Genomic DNA, 1,516 nt, shown 5'->3' with positions numbered 1-1,516 from the left:
GCCATGCGCCGCTCGGCTCTGAACGGCGAAATGAAGGAGACGATGACGATCAGCCCGGCGTCCGCCATCAGCTTGGCCACTTCGGCGACGCGGCGAATGTTCTCGACGCGATCGGCGTCGGTGAATCCAAGGTCGCGGTTGAGACCGTGACGGACATTGTCACCGTCGAGGATATAGGTATGGCGGCCAGTGGCGAACAGCTTCTTCTCGAACAGGTTGGCGATGGTCGACTTGCCGGAGCCCGAAAGCCCCGTGAACCAGAACACGGCGGGCCGCTGGTTCTTCATGTCGGCGCGCACGCCCTTGCCGACATCGAGCGATTGCCAATGGATGTTTTCGGCGCGGCGCAGCGAATGCAGGATCATGCCGGCGCCGACCGTGGCGTTTGAGATGCGGTCGACCAGGATGAAGGCGCCGGTGGTGCGGTTCTCGCCAAACGGATCGAAGGCGATCGGCGTCCGCGTCGAGATGTTGCAGATGCCGACTTCGTTCATTTCAAGCGACTTGGCCGCCTCATGGGCAAAGTCGTTGACGTTGATGCGGTATTTCAGATCGGTGACGGTGGCGCTGGTCTGATCGGTCTCGGTGCGCAGGATATAGGACCGGCCAGGCAGCAGCGCATTTTCGTCGAACCAGACGATGCTGGCGGCGAACTGGTCGGCGACCTGCGGCCGTGCGGCCGGCGAAACCAGCATGTTGCCACGTGAGATCTCGACCTCGTCGTCGAGGACGAGCGTTATGGCCTGGCCGGCCACTGCCTGTTTGAGATCGCCGCCATGGGCGACGATGCGTTTGACATGCGAGGACTTGCCCGATTTGGCGACGACGACCGCGTCGCCTTGCGCAATGGTACCGGACGCGATGGTGCCGGCAAAACCACGAAAGTCGAGATTGGGGCGATTGACGTACTGGACCGGAAAGCGGAACGGCAGCTCGGCCGTGGCTTCGTCGACCGACACGGTTTCGAGATGCTCGATCAGTGTCGGGCCGGAATACCACTGCATGGTTTCGGAGCGGCGGCTGACATTGTCGCCGTAGCGGGCCGACATCGGGATCGGCATGATGGCTTGGAAACCGAGATCGCGCGAGAACTGCCGGTAGTCCTCGACGATCCTGTCGAAGACCGCCTGGTCGAAATCGACGAGATCGATCTTGTTGACCGCCAGCACGATGTGGCGGATGCCGAGCAGCGAGGCGATGATCGAATGGCGCCTTGTCTGGCGCAGCACCCCTTGCCGGGCATCGATCAGCACGATCGCCAGATCGGCCGTCGAGGCGCCGGTCGCCATGTTGCGGGTGTATTGTTCGTGGCCGGGCGTATCGGCGACGATGAACTTGCGCTTCGGCGTGGCGAAGAAGCGGTAGGCGACGTCGATGGTGATGCCTTGCTCGCGCTCGGCCTCGAGGCCGTCGACCAAGAGCGCGAAGTCGATGTCGTCGCCCGTCGTGCCGTGCTTGCGCGAATCGCGTTCGAGCGCGGCGAGCTGGTCCTCGAAAATCTGCTTGGTGTCGGACA

The 1,516-nt window shown here is 62.9% G+C and carries 1 protein-coding gene; it reads right to left on the bottom strand.

Annotation, left to right across the window (positions count from 1 at the left end):
• Positions 1-1,516: sulfate adenylyltransferase subunit CysN (gene cysN, locus O7A70_RS33720; protein ID WP_337144189.1), on the bottom strand; the 1,516-nt coding region annotated here is incomplete at both ends.

Origin of the sequence: Mesorhizobium sp. Cs1299R1N1 (assembly GCF_037179655.1) — a bacterium.
Lineage (GTDB): Bacteria > Pseudomonadota > Alphaproteobacteria > Rhizobiales > Rhizobiaceae > Mesorhizobium > Mesorhizobium salmacidum.
The sequence above is the reverse complement of the archived record's forward strand: the minus strand, read 5'-3'. Positions and strand labels throughout refer to the sequence as shown.